Source organism: Pseudoalteromonas sp. SWN29 (assembly GCF_015864465.1).
Taxonomy (GTDB): Bacteria; Pseudomonadota; Gammaproteobacteria; order Enterobacterales; family Alteromonadaceae; genus Pseudoalteromonas.
Window position 1 is genome coordinate 1 of sequence record NZ_JADYXE010000098.1, and the last position, 3,311, is coordinate 3,311.

General features: G+C 40.9%; 3 protein-coding genes and 1 tRNA gene. 2 read left to right on the plus strand and 2 right to left on the minus strand.

Annotation, left to right across the window (positions count from 1 at the left end):
• Nucleotides 1-447: 447 nt before the first annotated feature.
• Both asd and rsgA read right to left on the minus strand, forming a co-directional pair.
• Complete coding sequence (gene asd / locus I6F53_RS19905; protein ID WP_197240909.1) at nt 448-1,314, minus strand: archaetidylserine decarboxylase; 867 nt, start codon at nt 1,312-1,314, stop codon at nt 448-450.
• A gap of 14 nt (nt 1,315-1,328) precedes the next feature.
• A complete protein-coding gene (rsgA, locus tag I6F53_RS19910; RefSeq protein WP_166419389.1) occupies nt 1,329-2,387 on the minus strand; it encodes a small ribosomal subunit biogenesis GTPase RsgA in 1,059 nt (352 codons plus the stop codon).
• Nucleotides 2,388-2,508: 121 nt separating this feature from the next.
• Between rsgA and orn the strand changes: the two genes are divergently transcribed.
• Both orn and I6F53_RS19920 read left to right on the plus strand, forming a co-directional pair.
• Nucleotides 2,509-3,054: an oligoribonuclease gene (gene orn, locus I6F53_RS19915; protein WP_166419388.1), complete on the plus strand. Its 546-nt coding sequence runs from the start codon at nt 2,509-2,511 to the stop codon at nt 3,052-3,054.
• Nucleotides 3,055-3,236: 182 nt separating this feature from the next.
• Nucleotides 3,237-3,309, plus strand: a tRNA-Gly gene (locus I6F53_RS19920).
• Nucleotides 3,310-3,311: the final 2 nt, after the last annotated feature.

Below are 3,311 nucleotides of genomic sequence, written 5' to 3' on the forward strand. Positions count from 1 at the left end.
CCCCTTGTACATACAGCATCTACTTAAAAAAAGTGTGCTTGGATACCATTCAGTTTCTGAGAATAGAAAGTCAGGGCCTTATCTACGGAGCAGTATTAAATACTAGACGCACAGGCAAGCTCACTGACTTCGATGTGATAAATGATAGCTAATCATTTATCAATGAGAGATACAAGATGCACAGCTTGCTGGCGTGACGAGCAAAGCTCGTAATTACTATATTTTATGTTTTCTCATTTACTCCACTTTTGCCTCTCTTTGTGCAATAAGATCTTAAGTGATTTATTCACAAAGAGGTTTAGAGGGCGCTGCGCTTTAGATAAACCGATGAGTAAGTAAGCTATTAGTTATAAATTAAAAACTGCATTTTTCGTGTAAGCGCCTACAAAAATTAAAAAACCGCGTTTAAATAAACGCGGTTTTTTGATTTCTGATTAACGATTGATTTTAGTCGTTAATTTTTGCAAATGCAGTGCCTAAGCGAGTAACCACTTCTGGTAGTTGATCATCCAGTATTTCAGCTTTATCAGCACCCCATGCAAGTACCACAGTAGAGCCTAATTTAAAGCGGCCCATTTCTTCACCCTTTTTAAGTCTGATGGCGTTATCGCCTGTGGTTGGGTATTTCCAACTAAATACATCGCTACCTGCTGGTGGTGTTACTGTACCTGCCCAAATAGTTTCGATACTTGCCACTATTGTTGCGCCAACAAGTACCATAGCAAGCGGACCAATTTCAGTTTCAAAAATTGCGACTACGCGTTCGTTACGTGCAAATAAGTTAGGCACATTTTGCGCTGTAAGCGGATTTACTGAAAATAAATCACCTGGTACGTAAATCATTTTACTTAAGGTGCCATCGATAGGCATATGGATACGGTGATAGTCTTTTGGGGCTAAATAAATAGTCGCAAATTTACCGCCTAAAAATGGTGTTGTATCATCTTGTGAGCCGCCTAGCAGTGCTTGTAAGCTGTAATCGTGACCTTTAGCTTGTATTAGCTGTCCGTCAACAATATCGCCTAGTTGGCTGATTGCGCCATCCACTGGGTGAATAATAATGTCACTATCTTCTACCATTGGACGCACGCCGTCTTTTAAAGGACGGGTAAAAAATTCATTAAAGCTTTTGTAATGAGCAGGGTCTGAATATTGTGCTTCGCTCATGTCTATTTTGTATTGTTTAATAAATAGTTTAATTAACGTGGTTGTTAAAGCGCCCGCTTTAGCAGCAGCTAATTTACCTACTACGCGCGAAATAAAATGTTTTGGCATTGCATACTGCATTGCGATTTTAAATTTGTCTAAACTCACAGTTTTTTCCTAAATTATACGCGAGGTGCGCGAGAACCGGCACGACCATCAGCCATTGTTTCTAAAATTCGGTGGTAGCTGTCAAAGCGCAATTGCGAAATTTTGCCATCAGCTACAGCTTCTTTAACTATACAACCCGGATCGTTTAGATGTTTACAGTCTCTAAAGCGACATCCGCCTATAAATTCTCTAAACTCTTTAAAACACCACGTTACACGATCAACATCTAAATGCCATAAACCAAATTCACGAATTCCTGGCGAGTCGATTAAGTTACCGCCGCTTGGTAAATGGTGAAGGCGTGAAACAGTTGTTGTGTGTTGGCCAAGGCCACTGTTTTCAGATACTTCTTTAGTTAATATTTCAGCATTTGGCAAAACAGTGTTAACGAGGGTTGATTTACCCACACCACTTTGGCCAACAAAAATATTATTTTTATCAACAAGTACTTCTTTTAACTCATCGATTCCATCACCCGATATATTACTAACAAGAAGTACTTTGTAGTCGAGTTTACGGTAGATATCGAGAACCTTTTGTATTTCACTAAGGCCCGCTTCATCAATTAAATCGGTTTTATTAAGCACTAAAATTGGCTCAATGCCCATATCTTCACAGGCAATTAAATAACGGTCGATAATGCTAGGGGTAAACTCAGGCAATACAGCCGATACCATCAGTATTTGGTCAATGTTGGCTGCAATAACCTTTACACCGTCGTAAAAGTCTGGGCGAGTAAGCTGCGAGCGGCGCTCTTGCGTAGCTTCAATTACACCCGCTAAATCACCTTCGCTTACTTTTGCACGGCGAAACAATACTTCATCGCCACATACTAAATTTGATACGGTGCGGCGTATATTACAGCGCAGTACATCGCCATTTTCAGTTTCTACATCGGCGTGTTGGCCAAAACGACTGATCACAATTGCGCTCTCGACCTGACCTAAGTTATCGGTTTGCCATTCTTGCGCCCCTTTTTTAGCCGGTCTTGAGTCTGCGCTATTAATGCGCTTTTGGTGATTGGCCTTGATCTGACGCGATTGGCCTTTACTTAATTTTTTTTGTTTTGCCACTGGAGGCCTATAACCTTAGTTAAATGTCGCTTTTCCTAAAAAAAGCTTTAGCTCGACGGTTGATGCTAATATGATATATCGAAATGCGTTGGATCTAAAGGAAAGCACCGCTTAGGTAATTATGACTATTAATAAATCAAATTTAATTTGGCTCGATCTTGAAATGACCGGACTCGAACCAGAGACCGATAAAATACTCGAAATTGCGACGGTTGTCACTGACGCAGACTTGAATATATTAGCCGAAGGGCCAACTATAGCCATTCATCAAAGTAATGAGCTCCTTGATGGCATGGACGAGTGGTGTACCACTCAGCATGGCAAGTCGGGTTTAACAGCGCGCTGTAAAGCAAGTACCTTTGATGAAACTTATGCTGTAGAACAAACTATAGAGTTTTTAAAGCAGTGGGTTCCAGCTGGCGCTTCGCCAATGTGTGGTAATTCAATTGGGCAAGACCGCCGCTTTATGAATAAGTACATGCGCGAGCTTGAAGACTTCTTTCATTACCGAAATCTAGATGTAAGTACTATTAAAGAATTAGCACGTCGCTGGAAACCTGAAGTTCTTGCAAAAGTGAACAAAAAAGGCTCACACCTTGCTTTGGATGACATTAAAGATTCTATTATGGAATTAAAAGTCTATAGAGAAAATTTCTTTAATTTGTAAAAAACACTTGCAAACACTCCGTATTATTGTAGAATCCTGCCCCGCTCAAGACGATAACCCACGCGGGGTTAGTGTGTTTGAGTGATTGAATTACCATCAATTAATGCGGTACTAGCTCAGTTGCTAGAATGTTGAACGCGACTTGTCGCGCACCAACGTAAAATAACTGAAGAAGTAAAAATGCGGTACTAGCTCAGTTGGTAGAGCGCGACCTTGCCAAGGTCGAGGTCACGAGTTCGAGCCTCGTGTACCGCTCC

Bases quoted from the DNA above. Each gene is read 5' to 3' on its own strand.
- orn (WP_166419388.1), top strand. From the start codon at position 2,509: ATGACTATTAATAAATCAAATTTAATTTGGCTCGATCTTGAAATGACC.